The following is a 15102-nucleotide window of genomic DNA, read 5'->3' on the forward strand; positions in this document are numbered from 1 at the left end:
GACTCTCGAAGATCGTCCCGTTATGCTCCCACCCTAGAGATGTCACCGACACGCCAAGGGCGACGGATGAGTGTCGACGAGACGGCCCCGCTCCGCATACTCGTGGTGGACGGGGACCCCCGGGTCCGAGCCGACGTGATCTCCCTGCTGGACGCCAGCGACGAACTCCAGGTCGTCGCCGACACCCACGACCCCGCCACGGCCCTCGACCTCGCCGAACGCCTGCGCCCCGACATCGTCCTGCTGGACGCGGCCGCCGCCGACCACACCTCCCCCCTCAGCACCGCGTCCCGCGTGTTCGTCCTCGCCACCGACGACCAGCACGCCGTCGACGCCGCCCTGCGCGCCGGCGCCTGCGGCCACCTCGTCCCCGGCTCCTTCACCGCCCGCGACCTCATCCGCGGCGTCCGCGCCGCGTCCCGCACCAGCCTCGGCCTGTCCGCGCGCGAGGCCGAGGTCATGGACCTCATCGCCACCGGCCGCTCCAACGGCGAGATCGCCCGCCAGCTCTTCCTCAGCGAGAAGACCGTGAAGAACCACGTCAACCGCATCTACGGCAAGCTCGGCGTCAGCTCCCGCGCCACCGCCATCGCCCTCTGGCGCGGCATGATGAGCGTCCTCCCCGCCCGCGACTGAACCGGTTCGCACTGGTCCGCCGCTCCTGATACTGTTCTTCCTGTCGCAAGGCCCACAGGGCCCACACCGACAGGCGCCGTTAGCTCAATTGGCAGAGCAGCGGACTCTTAATCCGCGGGTTCGGGGTTCAAGTCCCTGACGGCGCACCCACGACTACCAGGGCGTACACCGATCATCGGCGTACGCCCTGTTTGTGTCCGTTGCAATTGCCGTTGCAGTTAGGTCCCTAGAGAGCCCCAGAGCGCTCCCCCGATGCGGCTCACGGCGTCGGTCGTCAGAGGGTCGGTCGGCTGGACGTAGCGGCGCGTCGTGCTGAGCTGGGCATGGCCGAGGATCCGCTGAATCACGTGGATACTCACGCCCTGCTCGCCGAGCAGCGTCCCCGCGGTGTGCCGCGCGTCGTGCAGACGGTAGGCGTCCGCTTCGATTCCGCCAGCTCGTAGGAGAGCCTTCCAAGCCTCCCAGTCGTCACGTGCTCGAATCGGGGCGCCGGTCGGGCCGCTCCAGACGAGTCCCCATTCCTGCCAAGCGTCGCCAGCGTCGCGCCGTTCGGCGTCCTGCATCGCCTTGTGTGCCTTGAGAAGCGGCAGCAGTTGAGGCGGTATCGGCACCTCCCGCTTGCGCTTCCCCTTGGGGCGCGTGAACGTCCATCCTCCCGTCCGTTCCGGGCAGGAACGCGCGTGCGCCGTGCAGTCCGGCGGGCATAGCCGAGGGCATTTCCCCTTGGCATGGCGCCGACAGCGCGACGCACAACGCGCCTGGCAGACGTGGCGCCGTCCGGCCTTACGCTCGGCTTTCGGGCAGTCCTGCGGGCATGGCCACCGGTGCAACCGCGCGCCGCACTCGTGCGGGTCGGCGCATCCGTGTTTGTACGCCACGAACTTCAATTGCCAATGAACCTTGATGATGCCGCGCGTCAGGTCCACGTACTTCCAGCGCAGTCCGAGCGCCTCGCCCTGCCGTAGGCCAAGGGAAAGCGCGACGGACCACCGCGTTCCGTTACGCAGTCCTCCGGCGAGGGCCAAGAGCGTGCTTGCTTCCTCTCCCGTGAGCGTTTCGGTTTCCGTCTCCTCACCGTGCGGGGCGTCTACGAGGGTGGCCACGTTGCGGGAGACAAGGTCCCTTTGATGCGCGACCTTGAGGGCGCGGGACAGGATGCGGTGGATTTGCAGGATGGTATTCGGCGCGAGTCCGGCATCCTCGGCGAGCGCCAGGTAGAAGGCGTCGAGGTGTTCCGGCAACAGCCGGTCCAAGCGGTGATGACCCAAGCGCGGGATAATCCAGCGGTGCACCTTTGGCCGATAGGTGCTGTCCATGGTGGACTGGTCGACCTTGCGGGCGGCGACCTTGTCCAGCCACGTCACCATCCATACCGCGACGGTCGGCACATGTCCGGGCTTGGTTGCCTTTCCGGCGTCGCGCTTCCCTTCCAGTTCCCTGACTTTTCGCGTGACCTCGGTTTCGGTGCTGCCCTGGCGGTGACGCCGGTCGGGCGATCCATCGGCCTTTACGCCCATGGTCACCCAACCGTGCCACTTTCCGTCACGCTCGCTGTAGTGGATAGATGAGCGACCGTTCGGCTTGCGATTCCCCATTTAGGCCGCCCCTGCTTCGCGCTCAAGCAGAGCGACATACTCGGCGATTGCCTGCGCGGTGACGAATCGGGTTCCGCCCTCCTTGACGGTGCGGAGACGTCCCGCGCTGATGATTTCGTAGAGCTTGCTTCGACTGTAGGGCAGTAGCTCAACCACTTCGGAAACGCGGTAGAGCGGTTTGGCGAGTGTGGGCACGGAACGAGTCATGGCGGCCTCTCCAGAGGATGTGCCGTGAGCGGTTGATAGAGCGGGCCGGCGGCGTGCTTGGTGGCGTGTGCGCCGGCACCGGTGGGTGGTTGGCCGAGGGGTAGCCGTACCAGCCGTACCAGCCTCGTTTTTGCTGGTCAGGTGCGGTACGGCTTGGCATGGGCGGTACGGCTCAAGCCGTACCAGGGGGCGGGCGTTGGTACGGCTTGAGCCGTACCAGGCGGGCAAGCCTCATTGGGTCTGACCTGCGGCGTTGAGGCTGGTACGGCTGGTACGGCTCACCCCCGGCAGTGGGAGGACGGTCGCCGGTTCGGCATCGCCGATGTCGTCGGCAGGGCAGTAGCGCGCCCATGCGTCGGTGAAGTCGGCGCGGCGGTAGCCCTTGGCCTGCCCGGTCTGGAATCGGATGGTGTCGGATCGGATCTCGTATTCACGCAGGATGGTGCCGAGTTTCATGGCGGTGAGCCCGTTGGGGCCGTAGTCGCCCCATGGCGCTTCCGGTTCGGCCTTGAGCCGGTCGAGTAGGACGGCGGTGGGCAGCGCCGAATCGGTGCCGAATGCGTTACGGCAGTCGGTGAGCAACCGCAGGCGAGTGGACATCTCGCCGTTGTCGTCAGCTTCGGCGGTGAGGGCGAGAACGGCGGTTCGGGCGCGTTCGGGCCATTGCCCGCCGGTGTGGTCGGCGACGGCCACGAGGGGTTCCCAGGTGTCCGCGGCACGGTCTTCTACCGGCATTTGTGGTTCGGCCGATTCGAGGATGGCGAGGTCGGCGCGCAGCCACGTGGCAAGGTCGGCGGCCAACTGGCGGAGCGGTTGCCGGTCGCGGCGATGCCGGAATGGCGCGACGCTTTCGCCGGGTGCGCGGCGGCGCATTCGGATGATGACGGCGCGGTCCTCGATGGTGTCGGGCATGGCGCCGATTCCAGCGAGCGCCGCCATAGCGAAAGTCGGGATGGACTCGACTCGGTTGGCGTTGGCGTCGTACCGCTTCGCCGGTCGGTTGCGCTGATGTCCGGCGTTCAGCAGTCCGCGCAGATCCTCGTTGCCCTCGGCTTTCGCACCGAAAATAGTGTCGGCCTCGTCAACGAGCAGGGTGGGCGGGTCGTCAGTGATGGACCGGTAGACCGCGGCCGGGGACGAGTTCACGGTGATGAACGGCACGTGGCACGTCGCCTCCACCACGTCCAGCAGCCGGGACTTTCCGCACCGCTTTTCCGGGGCGCGGATGACCAACCGCGGGGCGTGCGGCCATGCGGGTTGGGCGTGCGTGGCTGCGATCCACAGCGTGACCGCATCGGCGGCCTGCGGACTCGGCAGGATCACGTACCGGGTGAGGGCGGCGCGCAGCGAATCGAGCAGCGCGGCGCCGTCCACCGGTTGATCGTCCGGGGCGGCGGGGCCGAGGTTGGTCATGCGGCATTCCCCCTGGTGATGGTGCGCGGGTTGCGGGCGCCGGCGGCGAGCGCGGAACGGATGGTGGCGCGGGCGTCGGCGGGTGTGAAAGCGTTGGGGCCGGTGCAGAAGTGGACGGCGGCGGCCTCGTACAGCACCGATCCGGCGACGTCGGCGTCAAGGGCGCCGGCGCCGGCGAGGCGGCCAAGGTTGTAGGCGGCTTTGTTGAGGGCATGGTTGCGGCCACCGGTCACCGCATCGGTGACCCGGGCCGCTTCCCCCTTGAGTGCCGCTTGAACGTAGGCGGGCGGGTCGGCGACCGTCCCGGCAACGCTTGGGGCACCCAAGGGGAAAGCTGGCGGCGTGGTAAGCAGGCGGGCCAGCCATGCCGGGAGCGGGGCGGGCGCCACCTCGTTGACGATGCGGTAGGCGCCGGCACCGTCCGGCAGATCCACATGGCTGCCAGGCGCCACGACGTAGCCACCGGCGGCGCGGGTATCGATCAGCCATCCCAGACCGGTGCGGTACCGGCCCGAAGTGTTGCGCAGCGCCGTGCCGGGCGGCGGGGTGAAGTACAGATGCATCCCACCGCGGCGGGTGGTCACGGTGAAGGTGTCGAGCGGGAACGCCTCGCCGTGCCGGGCGGCGAGGACGGCGAGCACGTCGGCGCCCTCGTTGACTCCCGGCATGGCCCACTCGTCCGGCGGTACCTCACCGGGCTTGGGCATGTCGAGGTCGACCACCACGAGCCCGGACGGGCCGCACGCAACCGCGACGTTATAGGCCGGGCCGCGGCTCCAGAAGGCTCGGATCCGGGCCGGGTCGGTGGTGGCGTTGGCCTCCCAGTTGGTGAACCGGGCAAGGGGTTGCTTGTCACCGGACCGCAGCGGAAACACATGCCAACCGCGCGCCGCGCACGCCAGCGCTGCGGCGGCGAGGCTGGCGGGGTTGGTGGTCAGAGTCGGCATGTGCGGCCTACCCCTCGGCAGGTGGAGCAGAAGGTGACGCGGGCGAGGAACTCCACCGGCGCATCGGGGCAGAGCGCTTCCCACTCGGCGGCGGGAGTGCTGATCACGGCGAGGTCGTCACGCGCCAGCACAACGAGCGCCTGACCGCGCGGCAGTGGCAGCACGCTGACGACGGGCACGGTGCCGATGCCGCGGACGTAGATCGCGTTCCCGCAACGCAACTCCGCGGTCATCCGGGTCACAGGTTCGGCGGGCTTGGCCGGGCGGGTCATGCGGCCACCTCCCCCACGGCCCGCAGGGCGGCCAGGGCGGCGCCGAGGTGCCGTGTGTAGGCGGGTGGGAGCGCCTCGCGTAGGCCGAGGTGATCGGTACTCCAGTCGATGCCCTTGGCGCGCTGCATCTCCGAAACGGTGGCCTTGCCGCCACCGTTGCCGTAGGCCGCCACATAGGGGCCGTCGTAGTAGGCGCCGTGCCGCCATCCCCGGACGCGTCCACGGTGCCGTGGGTGCGCTGGCTGGTCGAGGGTGAAGCCGCCGCCGCACTCGAAGTAGCGATGCATGATCACACCGAGTCCGAACATCTCCCCGCACAACCGCAGGTCTTTGCGGACGGTGGAACCGGCCACGTTCTCGATCACGTACGGGCGACCGGTCAACTTCAGCGCGGCACGGGTCGGAGCGATGAGACGGGGGTGGGTGCGGCCGGCGGCGGCGTTGCGGGCGGCGTTGCTGCCCTTGGTCGGCGCTCCCTCCCCCTGGCACGGCGGCGAGGTGTGGATGAAGTCGAAGCGGTGCCCCTGCTCGGCGATGAACGCCACCGCATCGCCCTGGATGAACCGGTGCCCGCAGTAGTCGCGTTGCGGGGCGATGTCGACCCCGGTGACGTGCGCGCCCAGGTCGAGGTAGCCGCGGGCCGCGCCACCGATGCAGCAGAACGCATCCAGGATCCGAACGCCCGCCAGCGGGCGGCGACCGGCGCTCATGCGGCACCCCCGTCTTGGGGGTCTCGCTTGGAGGGCGGCCAGACCGGTGCCCAGTCCGACAGGTCCTCGTTGCCGGAGACGATGACCGTCCCATCCGGCGTGAGAACGAATTCGTGTCCGTGCTCGCACGTCCACAGGTCGCCGAGGGCGTCAGGGGCGAGCGCTGCCCAGCACGTCACCTCGGTGCGGCAGTACGGGCAGTCAGGGCCGTCGGTGACGGGCCAGCGGACGGCGGGGATGGAGAAGTCGGCGGGGCAGGCTCGGCAGCGCCAGACGTTGACCTCGGCGCCGTCCGCCATGGTGGCGGGTCCGATCCATGCCACGTCGGCGGGCCGCTGGCAGGTGGGGCAGTCGGGTCCGGCCAGCAGCGGCCATTGCTCGACAGGCGGGAACTCGGACGGGTTGTGCGTCATGATGGATGGACCTCCATTTCGCGGGTCCTCGTTGGGGCACGTGAGCGGTTGGGGTAGGGCGGTCCGGCGGCGTGCTTGGTGGCTTGTGCGTCGGGCCGCCCGTCTTGCTGTCGGGCGGTCGGCGGCGCCGCCGGGGGCCGGTCGAGTGGTCAACGGCGGTTGCGGTCGAGGTTCTTGAGGTGGGTCCAGATACGGCGGCCGGCACGGAGTTGCGCGCCGCGGCCTGAGCAGCGGTTGCAGTACCGCCAGGCGCGGCCGGACGGGGAGCGGAACCGTCCGGCGCCGCCGCATTTACGGCAGGCCCGATACGGCCAGATCACGCAGTGGAGCAGGTAGCCACCGGCGGCGAGCGCGGCGAGCAGGATCCAGGCGCCGGACGGGTGGGCGGTGTGGCTAGCGGTGGCGAGTAGGGGGCTCACAGGTGCCTCCCGGGGCGGTTTTGGCATGGGTGCAGGTAGGGGCCGCTAGGTGCTTGATCACAGGTGGGGATGGGTGTGGGTCGCTAGCGGGGCCGCTAGGTCTAGCGGTGGCGGCTGCTAGACCTAGCGGGCCGGTCGGGCGTCACGGGGAGGTGTTGCCGCGGTCGTTGAGGGCGTCGAGGATGTGTGCTGCGGTGATGCCGCGGCGGTTGGTGCCCTTGCCGGTTTCGTCCTGTCCCCAAAGCTGCGCGGTCGTGATGCCGTAGGGCTTGAGGGCGGCGGTCAGGTGCTTGGCCTTGCCGGTGGGGTCGAGGTCGTTCCAGGCGCCGTAGACGGTGGGGCGTAGCTCGGCGAGGCGGGTCACGATGACCTCCGACCACACCTTGTCCTCGCCGGGCAGCAGCACGGCGGCGACGTCGTCCAGCAGCGAGGAACCGTCCTCGGCGCCGGGGGTGGTGTCCTCGCCGATGGCGTAGCCGGTGAGGGTTCCGGCCGCGCGGCGGGCGGCTCGGGCGCGGTCGGCGATGCGGTCGGCGGTGGGGCCGTCGAGGTAGTAGCCGCGAACGATCTGCGGGGTGTCGGTCTCGCCGCCGAGGTAGCCGATACCGCGGTCCCGCTTGGTGAAGGTGGTGGCGCGGATCCCGTTCTGATACATCGAGGTGCCAAGGATCATGTCGTTCTCGGTCTGGCCCATCACACGCAGGCAGAACCGGATACCGACGTTCGCCGAGATGCCGGTCGGCAGCGACGCCTTGTCCGGTCGCTGTGTCGCCAACAGGAGGATGACGCCGAGGGCGCGCCCGCGCTTGATGATCGCGGTTGCCAGCTCGCCGGCCTCCTTGCCGTATTCGGGGTGGGAGAACAGCTCTTGGCATTCGTCGATCACGAACACCAGCGGCCCGAGCCCGTGGGTCTTGGACGCGGCCAGTTGCGGGGTGACCTTGTTCTCAGGGCGGACGTCCTTGGGTAGCCGTGCCAGAGTCTTGGCGCGCGTCTCCAAGTCCTTGTGCACCTCGCGCAGGCTGGCGAGGCACTCGCCGATGGTGACGTCGTCGGGACCGGACCCGTAGTGGTGGGCGACCTTCTCGGCGAAGTCCAGGTCACCGGTCCCCTTGAGCTCGAACACGCGAAGCTGCGCGGTTGGGTCGAGGGCGGCGGCCAGCAGCGGGACCTTGAGCGCGAACGTCTTGCCAGCGCCGGGCATCGCGCCGATCAGCATGTTGGCGGACATCAGGGTCAGGGTGATCGGGCGTCCGCGCTGGTCGGTGCCGAACGGGAACGGCTTGAACAGGTCCGCGGTTGCGCCGGTCTTGGCCAGCGGCCACGCCGGCGGGCGGACTTGGTTCATGTCCTGGTCACCAACCCACAGCACCAACCGCCCCGCGTGCTGGTCGTGCGCGGGTTCGGGCCACACGCACCCCAGCGGGCGGCGAAGACCGGACGCCAGCCGGTCACGGCGCTCCATGATGTCGGTCGCCGTCACGCCGTACGGCAAGTCAACCTCGGCGCGCCAGCCGGGGCCGTCACGGGTGATCGGCGCGGGGAAGGTGATCCCGGATCCGCCCTTGCCGACCGCCTTGTTGATCTCGGCGTTTCCCAGCGCGGCCAGTGCCCGCACCACGATTTCCGAGGTGAGCTTGGGTGCCTTGGTCGACACAACGGCGGTGTCGAGGATGCGGCGGTCGGTCGGGGTACCGATCCAGCCCAGCAGGAACACCAGCGCGGCCAGGACGGCGGTTTGGGTGACGCCACCGGCGGCGGCCACCGACGCGGCGGCCAGCCCGGCACCGACCACACCCGCGCCAGAGATGAACAGGCGGGACCGGACGCGGTCATTGCGCTCGCCCATCAGCTTCAAATACGACTCGTCGTTGCGGCGGTCGATGGCGTGCGTGCGCAGCGGACGCGACTCCAGATCGAACGTCCATCGCCACGTACCGGCCACCACCCGGTACAGGCCACGCGGCGAGCGTCCGGCCAGCCGCAGCGAGTACAGCGGGACGCGGGCGGCGTGGTAGCCGGTGACGTGACCGGCGTACCCGACCGCCCACCGCACCGTGGCCCTGGCCTCGCTGCGGTCGCGCAGCCACGGCGCGATGATCGGACGACGCTGCGCACGCTCACCCGACATCCGGCGGGCACGCACGTCCGGCCGGAACGTGTCCGGACGGTCCACCAGCACGCGGCCCTCAAGCGCCTCGCCGTCATCCTCGGCGCCGTCCCCGGACGGGACGACGGCGGGCGGGTCGCTCGGCGGGTTACCGGCGCCAGCGTCGTCGGGTGCGGCGGCAGGGGCGTCGAGGTCAGGCACCGGGTCGGCGGTGTGGTCGGCGTGCTGGACGGGCAGGCGGACGACTTCGCCCATGGCCTTTGCGTGGTTCATCATGCGTTCTCTCCCTCGGCGGCCGGGGCGGCGTTGGTCGCGGTGTCGGCGGGTGCTTCGGTCTTGAGGCGGGCGAGCAGGGCGCCGACACGGGCGTTACCGGCGGTCTGTCCGGCGGCGCGCAGCCGCGCGGCGAGGCTGTTGCGCGTCAGGGGTTCGCCGGACTCGGCAAGGCCGGCGGCGATGCGCCAGCCAAGGGGCATAAGGTCGTCCACGTCAGGCGGCGGGGTCTTGGCTGCTTTGCGTGTGCGGGACGGGCGTGCGGACCGTCCGCCGGGACCGCCTCCCCCCTTGGGTGCGCTCGTCCGGTTGCGGGTTCCGGACCGGGTGCCGGACGGTCCACCGGACGATGGCGCGGACGGTCCGGACTCCAGCGCCGGACGGTCCACCTCGGCGACGCCCGGACGGTCCACCACCGGTCCCGCGGACGGGGCGGCGGTCACCTCGGCGGCCGGACCACCGGCCAGCGGGGCGGGGGCGAGGTCACCGAGCCGGTACAAGGCGCGGACGCGGCGGGGCGCGCGGCGCCGCCATGCCCACCGGCCGTAGGCGTCCTGCAAGTCGGTGAGGGCGAGCACGCGGGCGCGTTCACGGCTCAGGGCGTCGGGATAGGACCGGACCTCCCACAGCACCATCCGGCGCCACAGCTTGAGCGTGGGCCATGGGGCGAGGATCCAGCGCGAGGCGCGGATCCCGTCCATGCGGGTTCCGGCGGCGATGCCGGCGCGGATCCGGATCACATGCGCGGCGATCTCGACCGCGCACACCCACAGCGCCGGGAGCATCGCGTGCGCGAGGCGCCCGAACGCGGTCGACTGCTCGGCGACGTTCAGATACACCGTCGCGGCGGTCAGCGCCCACGGGATGAACCGCAGCCACCGAACCCGCATGTCCAACCGGGCAAGAACGATGTCGAGGGCGGCGAAGATCGCAATGCCCAGGTCGATACCGATCGGCACCGACCACGCCAGCCACCCGAACGATGGGCGGGCAGCGTCGGCGACCGCGGCGAAGCTGTTGACGAACCCCAGCAGCCCCAGCACGGTCACCAGCGCGGCCACCACGGCAACCGCGGTGAACTCGTTACTGGTGAGCGCACGCCCCTGCGACGCGCCACCCTCGGCGTGGTCGGGCGTGGTCGGGCGTGGTCGGCGAGGCGGGCGGGTCGGTCGAAACCTCGTTGGGAGGCGTCAGCGGTCGGAGCGAGATGGCGGCGTGGTCGGCGGCGTGCGGGTTGGTGGCCTGTGCGCCGAGGTTCGCCGGGACGTGGAACGGGGCGGCGGTCATGGGTTGTGCCTCCCATCGGGGGCGGTCCGGGCCGGGTTGGAGTCGCCGCCCGGACGGTCGCCGGTCGAGCGGCCGGTCGAGTGGTCGGCGGGGTGGTATTCGGGGTCGAGGTCGGCGGCCATGACCGGTGCGCCGCACGGGTGGCAGCGGAACCGGACCGGGCCGCCGTCCAGCGGCGTGCGGCAGGTCGGGCAGCGCTTGACCGGACCGGCGTGCAGGGTCCGGCGCGGCGCGACGGCGTAGCCGGGGGTGGGCGTGGTCATGCCGCGGTCACCTCCGGCTCGCCGAGGGCGGCGACCTCGGCGCACTCAAGGCAGGTACCGAGGTGGCGGGGCAGGACGTAACCGGCATCGCGCCGACACGTCGGGCACCGTCGCCGGGCGGCAAGCGCCTTGCCCAGGGCGAGGCGCTGACGCTCGGACGGGACGCGCTTGGGCAGCGCGAGGCGGACATCGTAGAGATAGGCGGCGCGCACCCCACCGGGCGCGTTGTACCGGCGGGAGTTCCACAGCACCTGTCCGGCGACCTCCTGACCGCCGGGACGCAGGCCCTCGGCGGCGAGCTGGCGGCGGGTGCGCAGGTGCGGCGGCGCCATCCGCCACGGCCAGGTGGGGATCCCGAACCGGGCGCCGGCAGGGTCGAAGAACCGGGCAGGGCTACGGCGGCGGGTCACGACGTCACACCTCCCGCACGGCTCACGGCGAGCGCGGGCCGCTGAACAGTGACCAGATACCAGCCGTCCTCACGCAGCGACCGGTACGCCACCCGAGCGGCGGCCACCGTCAACGCAACGGCCACCACGGTGACAAGAGCGAACGTCGGCACGGGGTGCGTGATCAGCAGCACCACACCGGCGCCGGCGAGACGGAACGGGGACAGGCTCAACCAGCACAGACCGGCGAGCACGGCCAGCGACAGAAGCAGGGCGGTCATCACGCCACCTCGCCCAGGTCGGGCGCGGGCAGGGTCCGGACCTCGCGACGCAACGCTGCCAGCTCACGCGGCAGGTGACCCGCCCAGACACCGAACGTCGGGCGGATCCGCAGCGCGTAGTCAAAGCACATGTCCCAGACCGGGCAGTCCTCGCACACCTCGCGGGCCACGTCCTGACGGGCCAGCCGCTCGGCGATCGGCTCGGACTCGAACGCATCGGGACCCATATGCAGATCCGGGTCGTGCCGGCAGTCGCCGCGCGTCGCCAGTTCGGTCACCAGGTCCACCAGCGACAGCGACGAAGGGGCGACGGGCATGCGGTCCTCCTCGCGGGTCGTGATCGGTCGGGTAGGGCGGCCCTCGACGGCGTGCTTGGTGGCTTGTGCGTCGAGGGGTGGCGGGTTCGGGCGGTAGGTCGTCATCGCCGGTCAGCCCAGCGAGCCGGAGAACGTCGTGATCGCGTGGATCACCTGGTTGACCAGCGCAGCGGCCTTCTCCGGGTTGTTGATCGCGAAGATCGCGACAGCGATGCCGGCGAGCCACTGCGGGATGTTGCTGGACTTCTGCGGGAACATCCGGGCACTCCTCAAATCGTGATACGCCAAACGTTTGGCGTTTGCCATACTCTCGATTGTGGCCACCCGGGAGCAGATGTCAAGGGGCACCAATCGTTTGGCGTTTCGCGCTCGCTCTGGTTAGGTGGACCTAAGACAGCGGGTCGACAGTGGAGAGGAGCAGGTAGATGCCCACATCGGAGCGCCACGGGTTCCGCGACATCGCCGCAAAAATCCGTGAGGAAATCATCGACGGCCAGTACCCCACGGGGTCCGTGCTGCCAGCAGAGCCGGAGCTTGCCGACCGGTACGGGGCGTCCCGTAGCTTGGTGAACAGGGCAATGCAGGTACTCGCGGCCGAGGGCATGGTCCGTCCTCGGCAGGGACGGGGAACCATGGTCACCTGGCTTCCGCCGATGCTCCACTCACCTGCCCGCTACGACCGGGCGACGCGCGAGAACCAGGGCGCCCGCGGGGCGTTCGACGCCGAGGTTCGCGCCCTCGGCCTGGAGCCCAAGCACGAGATCACCACCGAACACGCCGAACCGCCGGCGGATGTCGCCGAGCTGCTCGGCGTGCCAACCGGTGAGGCGAACTGCCTTGTCCGTCGCCGACGTCTCCTCGCGAGCGACATCCCCGTCCGGCTCAACGAGAGTTGGTTCCCCCTCGACATCGCCGAGGGCACCGTTATGGAGGAAGACGGTCCGGTGATCGTCGGCGGTGTTAAGAGCGCGCTCGCCGAACTCGGCTACCCGCAGGTTTCGGCGCGCGAACGGATCACCCCTAGCCGTCTGCCCACCGACACCGAGGCGCGGGCGCTGGAGATCAGTCCCGAGCGGACTGTCATCCAGATCACGCACGTCGGCACGACCGCCGAGGGCCGGGCCGTCGAGGTGACCGTCACAGTGGCGCCCGCCCACTACCTGACGGCCCAGTACGAGTTCCCGCTCGCTTGACAACCGGAGAAGATCGCAACCGATGATCACGCGCCTAGTCCAAGACCACGCCCAGACCCTTGCTGGCAAGGGCGAGCTGCCCGCGTTCGTTTACAACCTGGCCGCGCTGCGCGAGCACGCGGCCGAGGTCAAGGCCGCACTTTCGGCGCCCAGTGCGCCGGAGATCTTCTATGCCGCAAAGGCCAACCCGGACGCGCCGATCCTGCGCGCACTCGCCCCGTACGTCGATGGCATCGAGGTCGCGTCCGGCGGCGAGCTGGCGCACGTCCGCGAGGCGCTACCGGACGCGCGCCTTGCGTTCGGCGGCCCTGGCAAGACCGACGACGAACTCCGCCAGGCGCTCGCCCTCGACGTCGAGCGCATCCACGTCGAAAGCCCGTACGAGCTATCGCGCCTCGCCGACATCGCGCAGGCTGCCGGGCGCGAGGTCAACATCCTGCTACGCCTCAACCTCGCCGGCGACCGCAGCGGCGTCGCGCTCGCCATGAGCGGCCCGTTCGGCATGGACCCCGAACTGATCGAGTCCTGCACCGACATCCTGACCGCCTCGCCCCACGTGCGCCTACGCGGCATCCATGCGCACCTGGCGTCCGGGCTGGACGCGTCCGCCATGGTCGCCCAGTCGGCCGAGATCCTCGCGTGGGGTCGCGCGTGGCTCAACAGAATCGGCCACACCGGGCCGCGTGAGTTCAACCTCGGCGGCGGCATGGCCGTCGACTACTCGACGCCCGACACCCGATTCGACTGGAAGCAGTACGGCGCCGACGTCGCCGTGCTCGCCGAGTCGGGCGAGACGCTGCGCACCGAGCCGGGCCGCTCCATCAGCGTCTACGCCGGGTGGTACATCACCGAGGTACTGGACGTGAAGAAGGCACACGGCCAGTGGTACGCCGTCCTACGCGGCGGCACCATGCACATCCGGACACCGGTCACCAAGCAACACAACCACCCGTTCACCGTCATGCCCCACAACGGCGACGGTCCGGCAGTCGCTGGCGAACCCGTAACCCTGGTCGGCCAACTCTGCACACCAAAGGACGTCTTCGCACGCGAGGTCCCCACGGACCGCATCGCCGTCGGCGACCTAGTCGCCTTCTCCATGTCCGGCGCCTACGCCTGGAACATCTCCCACCACGACTTCCTCATGCACCCGAAGCCAAAATTTCACTACCTAGACCAATAGTCGACCCGGTAGATGCCCCGGAGTACAGCGCTCCGGGGCATCTGCACGTAGAAACAACCAGCATCAAAATAGTCGCAAATCAGCGGCCAAGGAGTGTTCGCACAACTTCTCCAAGGGCAGCCGCCATGCGAACAGGAACCGCGTTTCCTATCTGCTGCTCAATTGACCCGTAATGCCCAATAAACCTATACGTCGGCGGAAAGGTCTGGAAGGCAGCGGCTTCACGGAGCGTAAGTCCGCGATTCTTCGTGGGATGGATGAACGTACCACAGGCAGGCGTAGTGCACCGAGTTGTCATCGTCGGTGCAAGGTCGTCCAGACGAATGCGACCATAAGAGGCGGTTGCTCGCCGACCGGACAGGCGTTTATGGCAGGCTAATTGATGTTCCCGGGGAAGATCGAACCTGTTCCCATTTATCGGAACAGCCGCGATCCGTGCCGCCACCTCGGGACTACTATTCCGGTAACGATTTAGCGGGTCGTCAGGGAGAATGTGCCACTCCAACTCTTGCAGAACGTCCCCGACTGTAGTTTTTGTCAAGTCAAAGCTATCAGGAATCATCTCGGCAATGACTTCGGGAAGTTGGCGCCGAACTGCCCGAGACACTCCAAGGACGATGAGCCGCTTACGTCGTTGAGGAACACCTAATGTCGAGGCGTCCACCCTGTATTGACGAAAACGATAGCCTTCCGCGCTCAATTGTTCCAAGAGTTGCGACAGTCTGTTATCTCGCGCCAAGCCTGGCACATTCTCAAGAAGAATGACACGGGGCTTGAAAGACAGCACGAAGTTTGCTATATCCAGTACCAAGTCGTTGCGACTCTCATCGATCTCACCGCTAGCCAGTGAGGAGAAGCCCTGACAAGGTGGGCACGCCTTGAGTAGATCCAAGCTTCCTCGACGCAGCCCGAGCTCGCGCCTGAAAGCCTCTGGATCAACTAGACGTATGTCGCAACTCTTTAGTAGGACCTCGGGATGGTTAGCGCGGAACGACTCAACTGCCTGCGGGTCATTCTCAACAGCGCCCAGAACCGAGATGCCAGCTTGACGCAGGCCAGCGGTAGCGCCTCCTGCGCCCGCGAACAGGTCCACAGCTCTCACAGTACCCACGTGTGTGATCGTACTGGCCGGAACCGGCTCTTGTCTTGCTCTGCGCCCATGAAACCAGAGACGCTTAGCCTAAGCCTAGGATC

The 15102-nt window shown here is 69.1% G+C and carries 19 protein-coding genes and 1 tRNA gene; 4 read left to right on the top strand and 16 right to left on the bottom strand.

Going from position 1 to position 15102, the window contains the following annotated elements:
• The first annotated feature begins 66 nt into the window (after positions 1-66).
• Both K8Z49_RS17275 and K8Z49_RS17280 read left to right on the top strand, forming a co-directional pair.
• Complete coding sequence (locus tag K8Z49_RS17275) at positions 67-636, top strand: response regulator transcription factor (RefSeq protein ID WP_021591903.1); 570 nt, start codon at positions 67-69, stop codon at positions 634-636.
• Between the two features lie 73 nt (positions 637-709).
• Positions 710-782 (top strand) — tRNA-Lys (locus tag K8Z49_RS17280).
• A 72-nt stretch (positions 783-854) separates the two neighbouring features.
• Here K8Z49_RS17280 and K8Z49_RS17285 read toward each other — a convergent pair.
• The 15 genes from K8Z49_RS17285 to K8Z49_RS17355 form a co-directional block, all read right to left on the bottom strand.
• Positions 855-2231, bottom strand: coding sequence for a tyrosine-type recombinase/integrase (locus K8Z49_RS17285; RefSeq protein WP_412519703.1), 1377 nt, complete (start codon positions 2229-2231; stop codon positions 855-857).
• Positions 2232-2438: a helix-turn-helix domain-containing protein gene (locus tag K8Z49_RS17290; protein ID WP_412519704.1), complete on the bottom strand. Its 207-nt coding sequence runs from the start codon at positions 2436-2438 to the stop codon at positions 2232-2234.
• Positions 2439-2669: 231 nt separating this feature from the next.
• The gene (locus tag K8Z49_RS17295) at positions 2670-3851 is read right to left on the bottom strand and encodes a DUF3631 domain-containing protein (protein WP_412519706.1); all 1182 of its coding nucleotides are present in this window, start codon (positions 3849-3851) and stop codon (positions 2670-2672) included.
• Positions 3848-4798, bottom strand: a complete 951-nt coding sequence (locus K8Z49_RS17300; protein WP_412519708.1) for a bifunctional DNA primase/polymerase — start codon at positions 4796-4798, stop codon at positions 3848-3850. Before K8Z49_RS17300 ends, K8Z49_RS17295 begins: the two co-directional genes overlap by 4 nt.
• On the bottom strand, positions 4786-5070 hold the full coding sequence (locus K8Z49_RS17305) for a hypothetical protein (protein ID WP_412519710.1): 285 nt from the start codon (positions 5068-5070) through the stop codon (positions 4786-4788). The genes K8Z49_RS17300 and K8Z49_RS17305 overlap by 13 nt, the downstream gene beginning before the upstream one ends.
• Entirely contained in the window at positions 5067-5780 is a 714-nt protein-coding gene (locus K8Z49_RS17310) for a hypothetical protein (RefSeq protein WP_412519712.1), read from the bottom strand. Before K8Z49_RS17310 ends, K8Z49_RS17305 begins: the two co-directional genes overlap by 4 nt.
• On the bottom strand, positions 5777-6193 hold the full coding sequence (locus K8Z49_RS17315) for a hypothetical protein (RefSeq protein WP_412519714.1): 417 nt from the start codon (positions 6191-6193) through the stop codon (positions 5777-5779). The genes K8Z49_RS17310 and K8Z49_RS17315 overlap by 4 nt, the downstream gene beginning before the upstream one ends.
• A gap of 149 nt (positions 6194-6342) precedes the next feature.
• Positions 6343-6612, bottom strand: coding sequence for a hypothetical protein (locus K8Z49_RS17320; RefSeq protein WP_412519715.1), 270 nt, complete (start codon positions 6610-6612; stop codon positions 6343-6345).
• A gap of 142 nt (positions 6613-6754) precedes the next feature.
• Positions 6755-8998 carry a cell division protein FtsK gene (locus K8Z49_RS17325; RefSeq protein WP_412519717.1) on the bottom strand — a complete coding sequence of 748 codons (2244 nt, stop codon included), beginning with the start codon at positions 8996-8998 and terminating at the stop codon, positions 6755-6757.
• A complete protein-coding gene (locus K8Z49_RS17330) occupies positions 8995-10056 on the bottom strand; it encodes a DUF2637 domain-containing protein (RefSeq protein ID WP_412519719.1) in 1062 nt (353 codons plus the stop codon). Before K8Z49_RS17330 ends, K8Z49_RS17325 begins: the two co-directional genes overlap by 4 nt.
• A gap of 222 nt (positions 10057-10278) precedes the next feature.
• Positions 10279-10545: a hypothetical protein gene (locus K8Z49_RS17335; RefSeq protein WP_412519721.1), complete on the bottom strand. Its 267-nt coding sequence runs from the start codon at positions 10543-10545 to the stop codon at positions 10279-10281.
• The gene (locus K8Z49_RS17340; protein ID WP_412519723.1) at positions 10542-10955 is read right to left on the bottom strand and encodes an RRQRL motif-containing zinc-binding protein; all 414 of its coding nucleotides are present in this window, start codon (positions 10953-10955) and stop codon (positions 10542-10544) included. The genes K8Z49_RS17335 and K8Z49_RS17340 overlap by 4 nt, the downstream gene beginning before the upstream one ends.
• The gene (locus tag K8Z49_RS17345) at positions 10952-11215 is read right to left on the bottom strand and encodes a hypothetical protein (protein WP_412519725.1); all 264 of its coding nucleotides are present in this window, start codon (positions 11213-11215) and stop codon (positions 10952-10954) included. The genes K8Z49_RS17340 and K8Z49_RS17345 overlap by 4 nt, the downstream gene beginning before the upstream one ends.
• Complete coding sequence (locus K8Z49_RS17350) at positions 11215-11637, bottom strand: WhiB family transcriptional regulator (RefSeq protein ID WP_412519727.1); 423 nt, start codon at positions 11635-11637, stop codon at positions 11215-11217. Before K8Z49_RS17350 ends, K8Z49_RS17345 begins: the two co-directional genes overlap by 1 nt.
• A 6-nt stretch (positions 11638-11643) precedes the next feature.
• Positions 11644-11790: a hypothetical protein gene (locus K8Z49_RS17355; RefSeq protein ID WP_157419387.1), complete on the bottom strand. Its 147-nt coding sequence runs from the start codon at positions 11788-11790 to the stop codon at positions 11644-11646.
• A gap of 167 nt (positions 11791-11957) precedes the next feature.
• Here K8Z49_RS17355 and K8Z49_RS17360 point away from each other — a divergent pair, with 167 nt between their 5' ends.
• A complete protein-coding gene (locus K8Z49_RS17360) occupies positions 11958-12725 on the top strand; it encodes a GntR family transcriptional regulator (RefSeq protein WP_412519729.1) in 768 nt (255 codons plus the stop codon).
• A gap of 22 nt (positions 12726-12747) precedes the next feature.
• On the top strand, positions 12748-13908 hold the full coding sequence (locus K8Z49_RS17365) for a type III PLP-dependent enzyme (RefSeq protein ID WP_412519731.1): 1161 nt from the start codon (positions 12748-12750) through the stop codon (positions 13906-13908).
• Positions 13909-13987: 79 nt separating this feature from the next.
• Here the strand turns inward: K8Z49_RS17365 and K8Z49_RS17370 are convergent, their stop codons facing one another.
• The gene (locus tag K8Z49_RS17370) at positions 13988-15001 is read right to left on the bottom strand and encodes a DNA cytosine methyltransferase (RefSeq protein ID WP_412519733.1); all 1014 of its coding nucleotides are present in this window, start codon (positions 14999-15001) and stop codon (positions 13988-13990) included.
• Between the last annotated feature and the right edge of the window lie 101 nt (positions 15002-15102).

This window comes from Actinomadura madurae, from assembly GCF_047130825.1.
Lineage (GTDB): Bacteria > Actinomycetota > Actinomycetes > Streptosporangiales > Streptosporangiaceae > Spirillospora > Spirillospora madurae.

Coding starts and splice junctions, on each gene's coding strand:
- K8Z49_RS17275 (WP_021591903.1), top strand. CDS start 67: ATGAGTGTCGACGAGACGGCCCCGCTCCGCATACTCGTGGTGGACGGG.
- K8Z49_RS17285 (WP_412519703.1), bottom strand. CDS start 2,231: ATGGGGAATCGCAAGCCGAACGGTCGCTCATCTATCCACTACAGCGAG.
- K8Z49_RS17290 (WP_412519704.1), bottom strand. CDS start 2,438: ATGACTCGTTCCGTGCCCACACTCGCCAAACCGCTCTACCGCGTTTCC.
- K8Z49_RS17295 (WP_412519706.1), bottom strand. CDS start 3,851: ATGACCAACCTCGGCCCCGCCGCCCCGGACGATCAACCGGTGGACGGC.
- K8Z49_RS17300 (WP_412519708.1), bottom strand. CDS start 4,798: ATGCCGACTCTGACCACCAACCCCGCCAGCCTCGCCGCCGCAGCGCTG.
- K8Z49_RS17305 (WP_412519710.1), bottom strand. CDS start 5,070: ATGACCCGCCCGGCCAAGCCCGCCGAACCTGTGACCCGGATGACCGCG.
- K8Z49_RS17310 (WP_412519712.1), bottom strand. CDS start 5,780: ATGAGCGCCGGTCGCCGCCCGCTGGCGGGCGTTCGGATCCTGGATGCG.
- K8Z49_RS17315 (WP_412519714.1), bottom strand. CDS start 6,193: ATGACGCACAACCCGTCCGAGTTCCCGCCTGTCGAGCAATGGCCGCTG.
- K8Z49_RS17325 (WP_412519717.1), bottom strand. CDS start 8,998: ATGATGAACCACGCAAAGGCCATGGGCGAAGTCGTCCGCCTGCCCGTC.
- K8Z49_RS17335 (WP_412519721.1), bottom strand. CDS start 10,545: ATGACCACGCCCACCCCCGGCTACGCCGTCGCGCCGCGCCGGACCCTG.
- K8Z49_RS17345 (WP_412519725.1), bottom strand. CDS start 11,215: ATGACCGCCCTGCTTCTGTCGCTGGCCGTGCTCGCCGGTCTGTGCTGG.
- K8Z49_RS17350 (WP_412519727.1), bottom strand. CDS start 11,637: ATGACGACCTACCGCCCGAACCCGCCACCCCTCGACGCACAAGCCACC.
- K8Z49_RS17355 (WP_157419387.1), bottom strand. CDS start 11,790: ATGTTCCCGCAGAAGTCCAGCAACATCCCGCAGTGGCTCGCCGGCATC.
- K8Z49_RS17360 (WP_412519729.1), top strand. CDS start 11,958: ATGCCCACATCGGAGCGCCACGGGTTCCGCGACATCGCCGCAAAAATC.
- K8Z49_RS17365 (WP_412519731.1), top strand. CDS start 12,748: ATGATCACGCGCCTAGTCCAAGACCACGCCCAGACCCTTGCTGGCAAG.